15 protein-coding genes and 1 pseudogene are annotated in these 18,327 nt (G+C 27.3%); 13 read left to right on the top strand and 3 right to left on the bottom strand.

Going from position 1 to position 18,327, the window contains the following annotated elements:
• Nucleotides 1-9 precede the first annotated feature (9 nt).
• On the top strand, nt 10-3,306 hold the full coding sequence (locus tag ACQH24_RS04620) for an SNF2-related protein (protein WP_425379466.1): 3,297 nt from the start codon (nt 10-12) through the stop codon (nt 3,304-3,306).
• 152 nt (nt 3,307-3,458) lie between these two features.
• Here the strand turns inward: ACQH24_RS04620 and ACQH24_RS04615 are convergent, their stop codons facing one another.
• The 3 genes and pseudogenes from ACQH24_RS04615 to ACQH24_RS04605 all read right to left on the bottom strand — a co-directional run.
• Nucleotides 3,459-3,764: a hypothetical protein gene (locus tag ACQH24_RS04615; protein WP_126821266.1), complete on the bottom strand. Its 306-nt coding sequence runs from the start codon at nt 3,762-3,764 to the stop codon at nt 3,459-3,461.
• Nucleotides 3,749-4,018, bottom strand: a complete 270-nt coding sequence (locus ACQH24_RS04610) for a hypothetical protein (RefSeq protein WP_425379465.1) — start codon at nt 4,016-4,018, stop codon at nt 3,749-3,751. Before ACQH24_RS04610 ends, ACQH24_RS04615 begins: the two co-directional genes overlap by 16 nt.
• A gap of 198 nt (nt 4,019-4,216) precedes the next feature.
• Nucleotides 4,217-4,270 (bottom strand): annotated as a pseudogene (locus tag ACQH24_RS04605) (hypothetical protein); the annotation flags it as partial.
• 322 nt (nt 4,271-4,592) lie between these two features.
• On the opposite strand from ACQH24_RS04605, the gene ACQH24_RS04600 reads away from it, so the two are divergent.
• From ACQH24_RS04600 to ACQH24_RS04545, 12 genes are all read left to right on the top strand, one after another.
• The gene (locus ACQH24_RS04600; RefSeq protein WP_425379464.1) at nt 4,593-5,984 is read left to right on the top strand and encodes a hypothetical protein; all 1,392 of its coding nucleotides are present in this window, start codon (nt 4,593-4,595) and stop codon (nt 5,982-5,984) included.
• 177 nt (nt 5,985-6,161) lie between these two features.
• Nucleotides 6,162-6,731: a Holliday junction branch migration protein RuvA gene (ruvA, locus tag ACQH24_RS04595; RefSeq protein ID WP_425379463.1), complete on the top strand. Its 570-nt coding sequence runs from the start codon at nt 6,162-6,164 to the stop codon at nt 6,729-6,731.
• The gene (locus ACQH24_RS04590) at nt 6,718-7,623 is read left to right on the top strand and encodes an AAA family ATPase (RefSeq protein ID WP_425379462.1); all 906 of its coding nucleotides are present in this window, start codon (nt 6,718-6,720) and stop codon (nt 7,621-7,623) included. Before ruvA ends, ACQH24_RS04590 begins: the two co-directional genes overlap by 14 nt.
• A 49-nt stretch (nt 7,624-7,672) precedes the next feature.
• The gene (locus ACQH24_RS04585; protein WP_425379461.1) at nt 7,673-8,632 is read left to right on the top strand and encodes a transposase; all 960 of its coding nucleotides are present in this window, start codon (nt 7,673-7,675) and stop codon (nt 8,630-8,632) included.
• Between the two features lie 57 nt (nt 8,633-8,689).
• A complete protein-coding gene (locus tag ACQH24_RS04580; RefSeq protein ID WP_425379460.1) occupies nt 8,690-8,812 on the top strand; it encodes a hypothetical protein in 123 nt (40 codons plus the stop codon).
• Between the two features lie 62 nt (nt 8,813-8,874).
• Nucleotides 8,875-9,165, top strand: a complete 291-nt coding sequence (locus ACQH24_RS04575; protein ID WP_425379459.1) for a hypothetical protein — start codon at nt 8,875-8,877, stop codon at nt 9,163-9,165.
• A gap of 68 nt (nt 9,166-9,233) precedes the next feature.
• Nucleotides 9,234-12,383, top strand: coding sequence for a protein translocase SecDF, variant type (locus ACQH24_RS04570; protein WP_425379458.1), 3,150 nt, complete (start codon nt 9,234-9,236; stop codon nt 12,381-12,383).
• 30 nt (nt 12,384-12,413) lie between these two features.
• Nucleotides 12,414-12,926 (top strand): adenine phosphoribosyltransferase, encoded by a 513-nt coding sequence (locus tag ACQH24_RS04565; RefSeq protein ID WP_425379457.1) that lies wholly within the window; start codon nt 12,414-12,416, stop codon nt 12,924-12,926.
• A gap of 51 nt (nt 12,927-12,977) precedes the next feature.
• Nucleotides 12,978-15,227, top strand: coding sequence for a RelA/SpoT family protein (locus ACQH24_RS04560; RefSeq protein ID WP_425379456.1), 2,250 nt, complete (start codon nt 12,978-12,980; stop codon nt 15,225-15,227).
• An 88-nt stretch (nt 15,228-15,315) separates the two neighbouring features.
• Nucleotides 15,316-16,542 (top strand): motility-associated protein Scm1, encoded by a 1,227-nt coding sequence (gene scm1, locus ACQH24_RS04555; protein ID WP_425379455.1) that lies wholly within the window; start codon nt 15,316-15,318, stop codon nt 16,540-16,542.
• A gap of 206 nt (nt 16,543-16,748) precedes the next feature.
• Nucleotides 16,749-17,297 (top strand): lipoprotein, encoded by a 549-nt coding sequence (locus ACQH24_RS04550; RefSeq protein ID WP_425379454.1) that lies wholly within the window; start codon nt 16,749-16,751, stop codon nt 17,295-17,297.
• Nucleotides 17,298-17,300: 3 nt separating this feature from the next.
• Nucleotides 17,301-18,260: a transposase gene (locus ACQH24_RS04545; RefSeq protein WP_425379371.1), complete on the top strand. Its 960-nt coding sequence runs from the start codon at nt 17,301-17,303 to the stop codon at nt 18,258-18,260.
• Nucleotides 18,261-18,327: the final 67 nt, after the last annotated feature.

Below are 18,327 nucleotides of genomic sequence, written 5' to 3'. Positions count from 1 at the left end.
TATAAAAAAATGAAAAGTTTCAATCTTGCTTTTATTCGTAACCTAACGAGATTAGGAACATTTAATGCTGCCGAGCAATTATATCAAACAAAAAAAGTTAAACTAGTAACAATAGATGAACAACAAACTTCAAACAATGAAAAAGAATTAATTATTAATTGTCAAGTTATGGCAAAAAATGATAGTGATTATTATGAGGTTAATGTTGTTTTTGCAATTGTTAATGAGATGACATTTTTAACTCGTCAAAGTTGTAATTGTATTGAGTATAATTTTCAGCATCAAATTTGCCAGCATATTATTGCAACCTTATTGTTTGCTTTTTATGAGTCAAAAGAGAATATTCAACAATGACGATCATTATTTACAGCAACTGATCACTTATTAACAATATTTATTAATAAAAACAAACAAAATTACCAAATTAAAGAAAATATTGTTGATTGTCAGTGCAGTTTAATTATTGATTCAACATTTCAGAAACCAGCCGTAGTACAATTAAAGTTGGGTTATGAACATGAGCAGTTCTTTGAAATTAAAAATATTTATCATTTTTTAGGATTTTTAGCAAAAAATCCACTCGATCCAGATTATTTAAAAGGTTATGAAATTTCACAAAAATTCACTTTATATCCAACAAAAATTGTTTTTTCACCATTTGCAGAAAAGGTAATTCGTTTTTTGCAACGAGAATTTATTAATGTTTCAAGTTTTTTGCAAACACAAAAAATGGATTTTTTTTGGGTTTCAATTACAAAAAGTTTTGGCTTTTCTGCTTATCAAACCGAACAATTTTTGAAAACTTTACAAGATGAAATAATTAAATTAATTATTGATAATAAAGAGTATCCAAATGTTAGGATTAGTGTTAACCAATATCAGCCTAGTTTAAAAATTGAACAAAACAATAATATAATTCAAATTATTAATAATAAATTAACGCCAGTAGTTTTAACAACAAAGCAAGGAAGTATTTTTGATTATGAAGCGATTTTTTTATTAAAACAAAAAGATATCTTTTTGTTAGGACAAATTTATCAAACTATGGCAATGACTAATCAAAATCAAATTGCTTTTACGGCCCAACAAACTAATAATGTTATTAAAGAAATTGTTGCTTTGTTAGATTATCCTAGTGATGTCGTTCAAATTGATGATACAATTCTAAATACCTTGGAAAAAACACCATTAATTATTGAAAGTTATTTTGATTTTAAGGGAAATGAAATTATTTTACAACCATTTTTTCGTTATGGAGAAATAACAATTGATTTATTAAATAAAGATAATAATAATAGTAAAATTGTGTTACGTCATCTTTATCAAGAACAAAAATACTTAGATTTTTTAAAACAAATTGGTTTTGTTAAGAAATATAATTATTTAATTTTAAATGATTTAAACTATGTTATTAAATTATTATCTGAACATATGGTCGTGTTAGAAACCCTTTCCCAAATTTTTTATACTGATAATTTTAAAAATGTTCGACTAGTCGATTTTAATGTTATTAGTTCAACAATTAATGTCAATCAAAAAAAAGATTGGTTAGAATTTGATTTTAAAATAGAAAACATTGATTATTATAATTTAAGTGAAATTTTAACTGCTATCAATAAGGGAAATAAATATCATCAATTAACAAATGGGGGAATTATCAATTTACAAGAAGCAACATTGCAGAAGTTTGCAACTTTAATTAATCAATTTGATTTTCAACAAGAGCAATTGGCAACAGGTAAATTACAATTGCCGAAATATCATGCTTTAACAGTTTATAATAATTTAGATTTATGGAAAGAGTTTAACAGTACATTTAATTTTGATTTTGATAATTTAATTGCTAAAATTAAGCATCTAGAAAAAAATAACTTTAGTGTTCCTACCTCATTAAAAGCAGTTATGCGTGATTTTCAAAAGAAAGGTTATCTTTGGTTAAAAACCCTTGCGTCATTAGGATTCGGGGGCATTTTAGCGGATGAAATGGGTTTAGGAAAAACATTGCAAACAATTAGTTTTATTCTAAAAGAATATGAGTTAAATCCAAATATGGCGCCGGTCTTAATTGTTGTGCCAGCCGCTTTAATTTATAATTGAAAAAATGAAATTAATAAATTTGCGACAACTTTAAAAACATTAGTTATTGCGGGTGAGCGTAAAACAAGGGAATTATTATTTTCAGAAATAAACAAATTTCAGGTTATTATTACTTCTTATCCGTTATTACGTCGTGATATTAGTTATTATCAAGAATTGAAATTTCAATACTGTTTTTTAGATGAAGCACAATATATTAAGAATCCACAATCAATTAATGCAAAGATTGTTGGAACTTTAAATGCCACGCCACGTTTTGCCTTGACAGGAACACCAATTGAAAATAATTTAAGTGAATTATGATCAATTTTTAATTTTATTTTACCTGGTTTTTTATTTCATCATCATTATTTTCAAAAACAATATGAAATTCCAATTATTCGTGAACAAAATGAAACAGTTAAAAAAGAATTATTACAAAAAATTGCGCCATTTATTTTACGCCGTTTAAAAAAAGATGTTATGACCGAATTACCACCAAAAATTGAACACAAAATTTTAGTGGAAATGACTGACCGGCAAAAGAAAATTTATGTTGCATTTGCTAATGCCGCGCGGGAAGAAATTAGTAAGATATTAACAGCTGGTCAATATCAACAACATCGTTTGAAAATTTTTGCAACACTAACTAAGTTAAGACAAATTTGTTGTGATCCTAGTATTTTAGACATGAAATATCATAATGAAAGTGCTAAATTAGATGCTTTACGAGATATTTTTGGTGATTTGAGAGGTAGTGGTCATAAGATTTTAATTTTTTCTCAATTTACAACTGTTTTAAAACGGATTGAAGTGATTGTTCAAGACCTACAATTAGAATACTTATATTTAGATGGAAAAACTCGCTCCGAAAGTCGTGTACTGATGACACAAAAATTTAATGAAGATGAGACAATTAGTGTTTTTCTAATTTCTTTAAAAGCAGGGGGTGTTGGTTTGAACTTAACATCAGCTGATGTGGTAATTCATTTTGATCCATGGTGGAATCCTTCAATTGAAAATCAAGCAACTGATCGGGCCCATCGCATTGGACAGAAAAATGCAGTACAACTAATTAAATTAATTGCCAAAGGAACAATTGAAGAAAAGATTTTAGATATTCAAAATAATAAACAAGAAGTAATTGAGGCAGTTTTAAATAATAATTCTGAGAATGCTAATTTTACAAAATTTTCGGAAGCAGAATTACGAGATATCTTAGAATTATAAAAAAATTAATAAGTTTATAGCTATATTAATAACAAAATATTTCCATAATAAGGCTTTAATTTTGTCGAAAACTCTTGATGAAATAAAAAAATCATCAATATGACAATTTGAAAAATAATTTTGTTTAAGATCATGATTTTGCTTTAAATTTTTTAAACGTTAAAATATAATACCGTTGATTGTTGTTTTGGTGTTAAACCTTTATGTTGGTATTTTCATTTTCATAGATTTAAATAATTTTGAATATTAGTGAAACCCAAACCATGATAATGAATTAAGGCTTCTTTAAGACTCGATTGTAATTTACTAATCTTATTTAACTTTCGATAACTAGTATCAGGGTTTGTACTAGTTTTGGTAGAATATAGAGTAGAATTTGTTTGTTTTGCTACTAATAAATATAATGGTTGCATGTCAGAAATAATTATTGATTTTTCTTTAATTAATTGCTTATTCATATTTTCAATAATTCATTGTTTTTGTAATCGTTTTGTATTGGTGGATTGAACAAAATATTATTATTGCTATCAACTACCATTTGAATACAGCATTTGGTATTAGTTGAAAATGGATCAAGATGAGTTTTTCGTTTATCAAATTTATCTTTAAAATTACCTTTATGGATTTCTTTAATAAAAGTTTCATCAATTTGGATTTGACCATTTAATTTTTTAAATTTTAATTGAGTATTTTCTAATTGTTTTGATTGCATTAATTTTTGACGATTATATCAAGCAGTTTTTGGTGTTGTTTTAATAAAACGGGAAATTATTTTACTAGATTGTCCTAATAATGAAATTTGAATTAATAAATTTCACTGTTCATAATTTAAATGACTTCAATAAGTAAAATGATGACGAAAAGCATCAAAACTAGCACGACATTTTTTACATAAATATTTTTGTTTTCCTTCGGGATTATGACCATTTTTAACACAATGATAAGATTTACAATCAGGACATATAATGCCTTTATCTCTAAATTTTTGATCAATTTCATTTAAACGTTTTTGTTTTTTGATTACTTCTGCTTCTTTTTTATTTTTTCAGCAAATTCTAAAAATTGATCATCTGTAAAACTGTTTTTTAATTCTGTAATTATTTTTTCCATCAATTATTTACCTCTATATATTAAAAATATACCTAAAATTAGATATATTCTATAAATATCAAGAGTTTTCGACAAAATTAAAGTAATAAGGTATAATATTATTCTAAAAAATATGATATAATTATAATGAATTCAAAAAGTAACATAATATATTTAAGGTAAAAAGGGAAGAAGAAATGCAGAATAATATTCGTTATATATATGATGAAATGTGCGATGCATGTAAAAAAACTTTTAAAAAGATTATTTTGGCAATTCGAAATGATCGTACAAAAGATGTTAATAATTTAGCATTATTTTTTTGTGAAATAAATCCGACTTCTAGTATTGAAGATGATCGGGGTGTAATGCCAATTGCTTTGATTAATTGTGTTGACAATAAATATGCTTTTTTTTGAAAGACTAATTTATTAGATCGTAAAGGAAGTCCAAAAATTCCAATTATTGGTCATACAATTGAATTATCACAAGAAACAATTGATAAAATTCCATCACGTCGTCGCCCATCAACAACAATTCTTCCTGGTGAACGTGCCTCGTTTGCTAATGAAAAACCTGTTTCGGTTTCATTGCCTGTTTCTGCTTCTAATGAATCCACTGTTAGCTCACCGCTTGTTCCATTTATAAAACCGGATAATAAATTAGAAGAGTCACTTTCGACAGAGAATGAGACAATACCACCTACCAGTGATAATAGTAATGATAAAGAACGGAATGATATTGTTGTTGTAACAAAACCAGTCGTAGGAGAAACAACTACTTTAGTAAACCAAATGCAACAGAAGAACCAAGTGGTAGCATTGAAAAAAAAAGCTCAAGTTGTTAATCAAAAAGTACAATGAAAAATTTGATCACTAATTGTTGTCTTAGCCATTGCCTTAACAGGATTTGGAATTGGTGGTTGACAATTATATCGTTATTTAAATAAGGGCGGCACAAATGATAATGGTGGTGAGGTTGTTCCCCGAACTAATATTACTTTATTAGGTGGGGATTTAAGTCGACAAGTCATTACGATTGAAAATAAAAATGATAATGCTGATTTACATAGAGCATTATTAACATTGGAAGTTGGTTCAAAAAATAAAGGAAAATTAGAACCACAATTATTAGAAGCAATTAAAGATCCACATACAATTATAACATTTAACTCTGATCGTTTTAAGGAAGATCAAACAGCTTATGCGGCAACAATTATTATTAATGCTGATAAAGCAACAAATTTTTATGGAATAACTAATATTGCTGTCCAAGCTAAATCAAAACGAATTGATATTAATCAATTATCAAAAGATTTACGGGGAACAGAAGTGGCAATTAATAATAATAGTGCCAGTGAAATTTTAAGAGCGGTTTTGGCAAATAATACCATTACGAATCAATTATCTGCTAATCAGAAAAGAGTATTAAATGATGCCAAAAATTTGGCTAATCACTTAACAAGTCGTGTTGAGGCTACTGTTAAACAAGGTGACCCAGCAACAAATGTTGATTTAATCATTATAAGCAATGGTTCTGATCTATATAAAAATATTGCAACCTTTAATTTAAATGTAAAATGATCATAAATAATTAAAAAATAAATATTATTAAATCTCATTTATTAAACGAAACCCCATTAAGTACTATTATATAGATTCTTATCTATTCTTACTTTAGCGGTTTTGGGCGATACAATGAGTTTTTTTATTTTAAGAAAGGATTTTTGTTCAGAACAAAGTTAACTTAAAATAGGGGATGATAAGATGTATGATTTTATTTATGGAACTGTTTGTCAATTTAATGCAAACATTATTTACTTAGAACACAATAATTATGGTTATGAAATTTATTTAGTAACAAATAAAAGTTTTAGTTTTAAAAAAACAGTTCAACTTAAGATGTATACTTTTTTAAGATATGATCATGATACTTTTTTTCAATGATTTGGATTTTTGGATTTAGCAACAAAGAAAATTTTTTGTGATTTATTAACTGTTCCAACTATTGGGATTAAAACTGCTGTTAAATTATTGCAACAAATTAGTGTTGAAGATTTATTAATGCTTGTTCAACATAATAATATTCCTGAAATTGAAAAATTAAGGGGATTAAAAGTCCATAGTGCGCGGTTATTATTTCAAACTTTACAAAAAATTTATTTTAAAAAGAATTATAATAATTTACAAAATAAAGTAATTAACTGTTTAAAAGAATTGGGTTATTCTTTATCTGTTATATACTCTGTAATTAATCGTATTATGCCAGCTCCGACTAAACTTGACCAATATTTAAAAATAGTTTTATTTAAAATTAGTCAAAATGACAACCTTTAATTTTCGACCTGTTAATTTTGAAAACTATATTGGTCAGGAAAATATTAAAATAAATTTGAAGATTATGTTGGCAGCTAGTCAAAAACGGCAACAGCCGTTAAAACATATGTTATTTGTTGGGGGCAGTGGTCTTGGTAAAACTAGTTTAGCCCATTTGATTAAAACTTTTTTAGATCAAAAATTATTACTTTTATATGGTCCAAATTTACAAAAACCAAGTGATTTAATTAGTTGTTTGATGCAAGTAAAAGCCTTTAATTTGGTTTTTATTGATGAAGTGCATGCGATTAGTCGGGAAGTTGCTGAAATATTATATCCTGTGTTAGATGATAATTGTTTAAATTTATTGCTCGGAAAAAATTATAATACAAAAAATGTTAGTTTGCCATTACCATCTTTTACTTTGCTAGCGGCAACAACATTACTTTATCAGGTTCCACAGCCATTATTAAATCGCTTTACGACAATTTTTCATTTTGAAGAATACAGTAGTGAAGAGATGCAACAAATTTTAAATAACTTATTTTTAAAAGCAGGAATAAAATTACAATCAAAAGAATTAAAGTTTTTAGCTAGTTACAGTCGTAATAATCCCCGATCTGCCTTACAATTATTTTACCGAATTTATGATTATTTATTAGTAACTCCGCAGCCAGTAGAATTAAATTTGTTAAGAGAAATTTTGATTAATTTAAAAGTATATCAAGATGGATTAGGATGAAGTGAAGTAAATTATTTGAAACAAATTTATTTACTTTTCCAAACACAACCAGTTGGTTTAAACACATTATGTCAAATTTTAGATGATCCATTATTAACAATTATAAATAATTTAGAACCTTTTTTATTAAAAAAAGGCTTTAATTTTGTCGAAAACTCTTGATATTTATAGAATATATCTAATTTTAGGTATATTTTTAATATATAGAGGTAAATAATTGATGGAAAAAATAATTATAGAATTAAAAAACAGTTTTACAGATGATCAATTTTTAGAATTTGCTGAAAAAATAAAAAAAGAAGCAGAAGTAATCAAAAAACAAAAACGTTTAAATGAAATTGATCAAAAATTTAGAGATAAAGGCATTATATGTCCTGATTGTAAATCTTATCATTGTGTTAAAAATGGTCATATTCCCGAAGGAAAACAAAAATATTTATGTAAAAAATGTCGTGCTAGTTTTGATGCTTTTCGTCATCATTTTACTTATTGAAGTCATTTAAATTATGAACAGTGAAATTTATTAATTCAAATTTCATTATTAGGACAATCTAGTAAAATAATTTCCCGTTTTATTAAAACAACACCAAAAACTGCTTGATATAATCGTCAAAAATTAATGCAATCAAAACAATTAGAAAATACTCAATTAAAATTTAAAAAATTAAATGGTCAAATCCAAATTGATGAAACTTTTATTAAAGAAATCCATAAAGGTAATTTTAAAGATAAAATTGATAAACGAAAAACTCATCTTGATCCATTTTCAACTAATACCAAATGCTGTATTCAAATGGTAGTTGATAGCAATAATAATATTTTTGTTCAATCCACCAATACCAAACGATTACAAAAACAATGAATTATTGAAAATATGAATAAGCAATTAATTAAAGAAAAATCAATAATTATTTCTGACATGCAACCATTATATTTATTAGTAGCAAAACAAACAAATTCTACTCTATATTCTACCAAAACTAGTACAAACCCTGATACTAGTTATCGAAAGTTAAATAAGATTAGTAAATTACAATCCAGTCTTAAAGAAGCCTTAATTCATTATCATGGTTTGGGTTTCACTAATATTCAAAATTATTTAAATCTATGAAAATGAAAATACCAACATAAAGGTTTAACACCAAAACAACAATCAACGGTATTATATTTTAATGTTTAAAAAATTTAAAGCAAAATCATGATCTTAAACAAAATTATTTTTCAAATTGTCATATTGATGATTTTTTTATTTCATCAAGAGTTTTCGACAAAATTAAAGAAAAAAGGTTATTTAATGAAAACTTCTCGTGGTCGGGTTTTAACAAATAAAACAGTTGAGTTTTTAAAAAATATTGCATAATTTACTTAATTTTTTTGAGAAGTCGGTTATAATAATAATTGGAACTAAGGTAAGGTGTAAGTATGCCCCATAATGGCAAAAGAGAACAAGAACAAATTGCAAATTATGCTTGAAAAATGATTGGCTTAAAAGCAGTTGATTTAAAATTATCTAATCCAAATATTACGGAACAAGATGTAGCAGATTATTTATTAAAAATGATTTTAGTGGATAAAACAGTTGCTGATGTTAGCGAAGTTGCGTATTATATTTTTAATATAAAGATTAATCGAATTATTGAATTTATGAATAATCAAAAAATTACGGCGGCTGATTTATCCTTAGAAGATTTTAAAGATATGTTTATAAAATAATAAAATTAGACAAAGAATAGTGTAAAATATATAAAGAAAAGTTTTAAAATAGAACAGTGGTGTAAAACGTGAACAAGAATAAACAAATCAAAACAATTAAAGAACCAAAGAGTAAAAAAGCCCTTAGCAAATTAATTATCCGGATTGGAACCTTACTTGTTTTAACGGTCGGGATGATTATCGGGGCCTATTTTTCAGCAGACAGTTTTGGTTATTCGTATAAAACAGGAATTGCTTACTCTGGTGGGTATCAAGTTCAAGTTAATGTTTTTGATAAAAGTGATCCTAATTTTTCACCAGATACACCAAATGGTGATAGTAAAAAAGGATTAGATTTATTACGTAATAAATTAGATCCTTTATCAAATCAAAATTTATATTTACAAACATTAGGCCGTAATGCCGTTGAAGTTGTTGTTGGAAAGGACATGTTTAAATCTTATAATGTTTTGAGTAAAACAATTCAACGTTTAGGGGCAATTTATTTAACAGATAATAAAGGGAAAGATTTATTAGTTGGCGATAATAATGGAACAAAAGAACGAACACCGTTAAGCGATGTTATTTCTGGTTCAACAACAGGTGTTGACCAAAGCCGCCGTCCAATTATTACTTTACGAATTAAAGACCAATCAAAGTGAGACGGTATTATTAATAGTTTAAAACCTTCACAAGGTGGTGGTCAGGCTCAACCATTATATATTTGAACTGATATTGGTCAATTTATTGATGATTTACGCCATGATACGGAAAATATTCAAGCAATTGCAACTGTATTTAATGCTGAAATTCGTAGCAAAGTTTCTTCAAGTGATTGAACTAATATTTATCAAATTTTTAACGTTGAATACTATGATGCTGGATCATCGCAATTACAGACAGGAAATTTATTGGATTTAGCATTAAATTCACCAATTTCACAAGTTCAAAGTTGAATGCAAGATTCTCGTTTCCGTTTTACTTCTGTAGCAACGAAAATGTTGTTAATTGATCCAAATGATAAAACTGCCACAACAAATCAGTTTATTGATCCATTGCGACCATATTTACAAACAATTATTGAATATAATACAGCATTAACCAATTTATATAAAGAACATATTATTAATTGAAATTCGATTAAACTTGGAACGGGTGCTGCCGAAAATTCAAATCAAATTACAACTTCTACCGAAACTGAAGCTCGCCAAATTAGTAATCTAATTAATGGGGGCTTAAGTGGTTTAGAATTTATTATTCGTGGTTATCGTGAAATCCCACCAGTAATTTCAGCTAATATCTTTAAAATTTCATTAATTATTTTAGGGGTTTTAGTATTAGCAATCTTTATTATTTTATTAGTCTATTATCGTTTATTTGGTTTTATTGCAATTTTAACTTTATTGTTTACAATAATTGCGACATTGTATTTTTCTTCTTTATTGAAAGTACAAATTTCGCCAGAAAGTATTGCTGCATTAATGATTGCTTTTGGATTAGCCCTTGAAGGAAACTTGTTGTTCTTTTCTCGCTACAAACGTGAGCGGTATGAAAATAAAATTCCATTTGAACCAGCAATGAAAATTGCTAATAAACAGACAATTGCTGTTTTTGTTGATGCATTAGTGGTTCTAATTATTTTAGGATTATCATTGTTCTGACAAGGAACAAATAATATTAAATCGTTTGCAACAATTTTATTGGTAGGTTTAATTATTTCAATGGTGATGGTATTTGCTGTTGCACGATTAATGTATTGAATTGTAATTAAATTGCGTTGACAAGAGAAATATCCATCGTTAGATGTTGCAAGGTTCTCATTATGAACATTATTTATGAAAAAAAATAAGGTTGCAACAACTTCACCCGTTGCATTAAAAACTACTTCTGTGGTAGACGTAACAGCGACAACAAATGAAGAAATAATTGCGGATGGTGCTAGCGTAGAAGCACCAAAAAATAATAAAAAACGACAACGAAAACAAGGAAAATGGTCATTTTATAATATTACTAAATGAACGCCAATTGTTGGAATTGTGTTATTAATAATTGCGATGGCAATTGCCTTTGCTGGAAAAGCAAATGTTGCTAATTCAATTAAACAAGGAATTAATATTACTATTAATCAAGATCTATGAGGAAATGATGATGATGAAGCAGCAATTGCAAAGTTATCAACAAAATTAGAAAGTTTTCGTAAAACATCTAGTCATAATTTTAGTTATAGTATTTATGTTCTTAAACAACAAGAAAATGGTGCTAATAATCGAATTTTAGTTGTTAGTACCAATATTACCAAAGGCACTTTTGAACGTGAATTGTTAACAGCAATAGCATCATTTTATAATGCAACCCCGGATGATACTTCATTGGCATTACAACAAACGGAACCTATTATGGAAGGTTACATTTTGAAAATTGCGGCAATTAGTATTGGAATTGGATTAGCATGTATCTTTGTGTATACTTTATTCCGTTTGGATTGAGCACAATTTGTTGGGATTGTCGTAGCTAGTTTATTTACTTTAATTACAACTATTGCTATTGCAATTATTATGCAGTTATTAATTACTTTTGAAATGTCAATTGCCTTCTTAGCAATCTTTGGTTTTGCAATTGCATTTGCAACAATGATAATGGTTCGGGCAAAACAAAATAAAAAAGCAATTAATATTCGTGAATATGAAACATTCTTTACTTATATGTCAGAACACCGCCGTCAAATTAAACGTTTACGTCGAGCTCATAAAGCTTATTATCAAGAAGAATTAAAGAAATTAGCATTAAAACATCCAGAGTTAAAATTACGAGAAATTAAAAAACAATATCATGACCAGTTAAAACGGATTCAATTAGTAGCAAAAGATATTAAAAATAAGAATCATAAAACGATTCGTGATGTTCGAAAAGACTTTAGAGTTTATAATTATGAACATAACTTTTTACAAAAAGTTGCTAATATTACAATAAAACAAATGATTCAACATTGTTTGACATTAGGAATTATGTTTGCAATTTTACTAATTTCTTTAGCTGCCTTTTCAGGAACATGATTTGGCTTTAATGTTGTGATTTTAATCGGTTTAATTGTTGGTATGTTTGCAACATTATTTGTTGGAATTCCAATTTGAGTAGCATTAGAAAAATATCGTGCGTTAAATAAAATTCGCGTTAAAAATTATTTAGATTCACAACGTGTCGAAATTGATGAACAAATTGTCTTTGGTATTAATGATTAGTTGTTAAATTGGAAAAGGAATTTTGAAAAGATGGAACTAAAAAACCTTATTATTGATATTCCTAATTATCCAGAACAAGGGGTTGTATTTCGGGACATTACGCCAATTTTAAATAACCCCTCTGCTTTTAAAACAGTTGTTGACCAATTAGCAGCATATGCAATTATGCAAAAAGCAACAGTGATTGTTGCCCCAGAGGCGCGGGGATTCTTATTTGGCCCGGCGGTTAGTTATGCGGCAAATCTTCGATTTGTACCTGTTCGAAAAGTAGGGAAATTACCACGGCAAGTTGTTAGGGAAAAGTATAGTTATGAATATGCTACTAACGAATTAGAGATGCATCTTGATGATTTAAAACCAAATGATCAGATTTTAATTGTTGATGATGTTCTAGCAACTGGCGGTACTGTCCAAGCAATTTGTAATCTTGTTAAGAAGGTTCAAGCAACAGTTGTTGGGTTAGCTTTTGTTGTTGATTTAACATATTTAAATGGTAAAAAAGATTTAGGTTCATATCCAATTAAAACCCTGATTGAATATTAAACCTAAACGGTATATAATTATAAAAAGTATAAAGAAAAGGGGTTGTTTATATTGGATCGGGATATTAAATATGAAGAAGTCTTAGCCCAAATTAAGTTGTACATCAAAGATGTAACAACCTTAAAAGAAATTCAGAAAGCATATGAATATGCAGAAGAAAAACATCAAGGCCAAGTTCGAAATAGTGGAATACCCTATATTAATCATCCATTATGAACAACCTTTTTTTTGGCGCAATGACGAATGGGACCAAAAACATTAATTGCCGGTTTATTACACGATGTTTTAGAAGATACACCAGCTACTTTTGAAGAATTACAAAATCGGTTTGGGATTGAAATTGCGAATTTAGTTGAAGGAGTAACGAAAGTTAGTTATTTTGCGAAAGAAAATCGTACTCAAATTAAAGCTCAATATTTACGAAAATTATATTTGTCAATGGCAAAAGATATTCGCGTAATTATCATAAAATTAGCTGACCGCTTACATAACTTAAAAACAATTGGTTATTTAAAACCAGAACGACAACAAATTATTGCCCGGGAAAGTTTAGAAATTTATTCAGCAATTGCCCATCGTTTAGGTATGAAGGCAGTTAAACAAGAAATTGAAGATATTAGTTTTAAAATTATTAATCCAGTTCAATATAATAAGATTGTATCTTTGTTAGAATCAAGTAATAAAGAACGAGAAAATACTATTAACCATAAAATTGAAGAATTAAAACAAATTTTAATTACGGAAAAAAATATGTTGGTAAAAGTATTTGGCAGAAGTAAATCAATTTATGCAATTTATCGTAAGATGAATCAATTTGGTAAAAACTTTGATGATATTCATGATATTTTAGCTGTTCGGATTATTACAAATAGTGTTGATGAATGTTACAAAGTATTAGGATTTGTTCACCAACATTATACGCCATTAAATAATCGTTTTAAAGATTATATTGCGACGCCAAAACACAATTTATATCAGTCTTTGCATACAACTATTGCTGCTGACGATGGAGTTATTTTTGAAGTTCAAATTCGAACAGAAGAAATGGATGAATTAGCGGAACAAGGGGTTGCAGCACATTGACGTTATAAGGAAGGCGAAAATTATGATATTGCCAAAAAACAAAAAGATATTGATGATCGATTAGATATTTTCAAAAGGATTTTAGATTTAGAAAATATTTCAGTCCAAGAACGCGATGAAATCCAACAGGAAGTTTATAAATCTGATCAAATGATGGAGGAAATTATTCAAAACGATATTTTTTCGTCGTTAATTTATGTCTTAACACCAAACGGAAAAGTTGTAACCTTACCATTTGGTTCAACAGTGCTTGATTTTGCTTATAAAATTCACTCTGAAATTGGTGAAAAAACAATTGGGGCTAAAATCAATGGTTTATTTTCCCCAATTTCCACAGTTTTAAAATCAGGGGACGTTGTAGATATTAAAACAGCAGCCACACAAAAACCAAATCATTCTTGATTAGTGGTTGCGAAGACATCATCAGCTTTACAAAAAATTAAGAAATATTTGAAAAAAGAATTGACTGAAGCAACTAATGATACTAAGTCAATTAACCTTGAAAAAATTAAACAAACAAAAGGTCAGATTGAAGAATATATTGCCAAAAAAGATTTAAAATGAAAATTGGTTGATGCCGAAGCACAATTAGAACGATTACATGTTATTAACTATAATAATATTGAAGATTTTTTACTAGATGTTGCTAATGATGAATATACATTAGAAGAAGCAATTGATCTTATTTATTTAGATCGTGAAACAAGTCAAAATGAAAAAATTCTAAAAAAATTACAAGATAAACAATATAAAAAAGCCCAATTAAAAGATGATATCATTGTGCAAGGAATTTCAAGTATTAAGGTTGCAATTTCACAATGTTGCTTGCCAATTCCATATGAGAAAATTACTGGTTATGTTTCAAAAGCAGAAGGTATTAAAGTTCATTTAAAAATTTGTCGTAATTTACAAAATAGTGATAAACAAGAACGCCAGGTGGAAGTTAGTTGAAATGAAGTAGTTTGTAAAAATAAACAATATGATTGTGCGATCCGTATTGAAGCAATTGACCGTCCAGCACTGTTAGTGGATGTAACAAAAGTTTTGAGTCATTTAAATGCTTCCGTTCAAATGATGACTGCTAATATTTCAAGTGACTTAATGAATATTACTATTAAAACAATTATTAAAATCAGTAATGCTGATCGGTTGCAACAAATTCGTTCGTCGTTGTTAGCAATTCCGGATATTAAAATTGTTGAACGTGTAATGATGTAAATTTACTACTAATCTGGAAATAATATATTTCGTTATTGTATTTCTTGGTATAATAAAGGTACTAAAAAAATAGAAAATGGAGGAGAATATGGCATTAAAGTCTTGACTGAAGTTTGCTAGTATATGATTTTTAGCCGGAGTTTTAATTATTATGGCTGGAGCAATTGCTCCAACGTTAAATCAACAAGTAGATGCTTTAAAAGAAGAAATTATTAAATCATTAAGTGTTCAGGATTTGAAACCAAATCCTTTAGAAAATTTAAGAGGAGATAATGCTTATAATATTTTAAATTTCTTATTATCGTATGGATCATTTCAAGCAATTTTTAGTTTAAATGGTTTTGGGCTTTTTAAATTTTGAGTTATTGATTTATATATTTTTATTCCAATTTTAGGGTTAATAGCGGCTGGAACAGCAATTTTTGTGCTGGTATTATTAACAAATGCTACTGTTGCCCACTGAAAATGAAATGCCCGATTATTGGTCGGAAAGATTTTAACGATAGGGGGAGGTATTAATTTATACGTAGCTTTATTTCTAGGTTTATTTTTAGTTTCATTTGCTGATGATGGAAGTTTTGTTCATGCCCAAGAAAAATATTGATATAATTTAACTAACGGTGGGCTGGTGACATGAACTAATCAGATTCAATATCAACCAAATATCTTTTCTATTTTAGGTCTAATTATTAATCAAAAGGGATTAAGTGCTTTTTTTGAACAGGCCCCTGGTTTATTGCAAGTTGGAGGAGTATTAATTATTTTTGTTGCGCCCATTGCAATTGTAAAAATTACAATTGGTTTAGCCATCCGCATTGCAATTGAATTATTATTGCCTTCATCATCTACTCATCAAGGTGGTATTGGAGCAAGTTTTGTCCATTGATTAAAATATATTAACATTTCTTCACGACGTGAATTTCGGCAACGATTGGGAAGCAACTTTGGAATGATTTTATTAATGGTTGGTTTTCTAGTCGTAATGATTTTTCCAGCTTTTACTTCAACAACTTGATATGTAACAGGTAATTGAATTATTTTGACTACTGCTATTCTATTAATCGTAGTTAGTTTTATTCCTCTTTATTTTATGCTATTTTGTTTAGCCCGTTTACAACAATTTTCTTACAATTTATTAATGTTTGTGCAAATGTTAACGTGATTAGCGATTGGATTAATTTGGCAAATTTTAATGTGAACTGAATTTAGACAATATTTCCAATATCCAGCAGTAGTACCAATTGTTATGATTTTCTTTTTTGTTAACATCTTACTAGTTTCATTTTATTTATTAGTGCGAGGTTATCGAAAATAAGAATATTATGTGAAGGTTACTTTGCAATATATTTTACTATGTAAGTTGAAATAATGTCTTTTGGGTTGGCCTTCATATGGCAAATTGTTCCTAGTCTCCTTTTATATTGGCAAATAATTTGATATAATATAGATAGGCTTTTTTTTAATTATAATTAATAATAAGGAAAAAAATATATTTAAGAAATATAACTAGGAGGAAATAATATGAAAAAATTATTATCAATTTTTACAACAGTTAGTTTGTTGACGCCGACCGTTAATACAATTATTAGTTGTAATAAAGCTCATAAATATATTCCAGATGATGATTCAAATAACATTGGGAATGATATTGAAATTATGAATAATATTAATGCTCGGGTTAAAAAACATTTAGATGAGTGGTGAAAGGCAAAAGCAAAAATTGATATTACGAAGTATCCTGATCAAGTGGAAAAATTTAAAGAATTAGTGACTAGCTTAAAAACTAATGATGATCAAGTTCTAACGGGAGCGGCAATTCGTGAATGACGTTTTCTTGATCAGTTATATACAGGTTTTGAGACAGAGTTTAATAATTTAAATTATGAAATTAAAAATGAATATTCGAATTATTATATTAATACAATGCCATTATCATTAGACTCCAATGATATTAGTTTTACTTTACAGAATATTAATTTTGACAATTTAGCTTTAATTTTGTCGAAAACTCTTGATATTTATAGAATATATCTAATTTTAGGTATATTTTTAATATATAGAGGTAAATAATTGATGGAAAAAATAATTACAGAATTAAAAAACAGTTTTACAGATGATCAATTTTTAGAATTTGCTGAAAAAATAAAAAAAGAAGCAGAAGTAATCAAAAAACAAAAACGTTTAAATGAAATTGATCAAAAATTTAGAGATAAAGGCATTATATGTCCTGATTGTAAATCTTATCATTGTGTTAAAAATGGTCATAATCCCGAAGGAAAACAAAAATATTTATGTAAAAAATGTCGTGCTAGTTTTGATGCTTTTCGTCATCATTTTACTTATTGAAGTCATTTAAATTATGAACAGTGAAATTTATTAATTCAAATTTCATTATTAGGACAATCTAGTAAAATAATTTCCCGTTTTATTAAAACAACACCAAAAACTGCTTGATATAATCGTCAAAAATTAATGCAATCAAAACAATTAGAAAATACTCAATTAAAATTTAAAAAATTAAATGGTCAAATCCAAATTGATGAAACTTTTATTAAAGAAATCCATAAAGGTAATTTTAAAGATAAATTTGATAAACGAAAAACTCATCTTGATCCATTTTCAACTAATACCAAATGCTGTATTCAAATGGTAGTTGATAGCAATAATAATATTTTTGTTCAATCCACCAATACCAAACGATTACAAAAACAATGAATTATTGAAAATATGAATAAGCAATTAATTAAAGAAAAATCAATAATTATTTCTGACATGCAACCATTATATTTATTAGTAGCAAAACAAACAAATTCTACTCTATATTCTACCAAAACTAGTACAAACCCTGATACTAGTTATCGAAAGTTAAATAAGATTAGTAAATTACAATCGAGTCTTAAAGAAGCCTTAATTCATTATCATGGTTTGGGTTTCACTAATATTCAAAATTATTTAAATCTATGAAAATGAAAATACCAACATAAAGGTTTAACACCAAAACAACAATCAACGGTATTATATTTTAACGTTTAAAAAATTTAAAGCAAAATCATGATCTTAAACAAAATTATTTTTCAAATTGTCATATTGATGATTTTTT

The organism is Spiroplasma endosymbiont of Stenodema calcarata (assembly GCF_964031205.1).
Taxonomy (GTDB): Bacteria; Bacillota_I; Bacilli_A; order Mycoplasmatales; family Mycoplasmataceae; genus Spiroplasma.
This window is presented reverse-complemented; position numbering and strand designations above follow the sequence as displayed.